General features: G+C 45.4%; 1 protein-coding gene. It reads left to right on the top strand.

The genetic code is table 11. From position 1 onward, the window contains the following. A partial coding sequence (locus E0E16_RS15070) for a transposase (protein ID WP_130829697.1) occupies window positions 1–387 on the top strand: 387 nt, incomplete at its 5' end. Window positions 388–474: the final 87 nt, after the last annotated feature.

The raw sequence follows: 474 nt of genomic DNA, 5'->3' as shown, positions 1-474 counted from the left end.
GGAAAGATGCCAAAGTTGGTGTCCTTGCTTACCAACGACTTTGACATGTCCATGGAGACTATCGTAGCCATCTACCGCAGGAGGTGGCAGATAGAGTCTCTTTTCAAGCAGATAAAACAGAACTTCCCGCTTAGATACTTCTATGGGGAGAGTGTCAACGCCATCAAGATACAGATTTGGGTTACACTCATTGCCAATCTATTACTGTCACTGCTGCAAAGCTCATTGCAGAGGCGGTGGAGTTTTTCAGGGCTGGCTACTATGGTGCGCATTGTACTTATGGAATACCTCAACATGAATAATTTCTTCAACATGCCGGATGCCGACATGAAACTCATGCTTGAAGCAGCGGCTGAATCGCCACCCGAGGGAACAGAAAATGAATAAGGGGGCTTGTCACTAACATGCTGTCATCCGAACTATTGTGTCTCAATGAGTTGGAATGAGGATTTCTATGTTTTGCGGACAGTAATA

The sequence above is a fragment of the Prevotella rectalis genome (assembly GCF_900607215.1).
Classification (GTDB): domain Bacteria; phylum Bacteroidota; class Bacteroidia; order Bacteroidales; family Bacteroidaceae; genus Prevotella; species Prevotella brunnea.
This window is presented reverse-complemented; position numbering and strand designations above follow the sequence as displayed.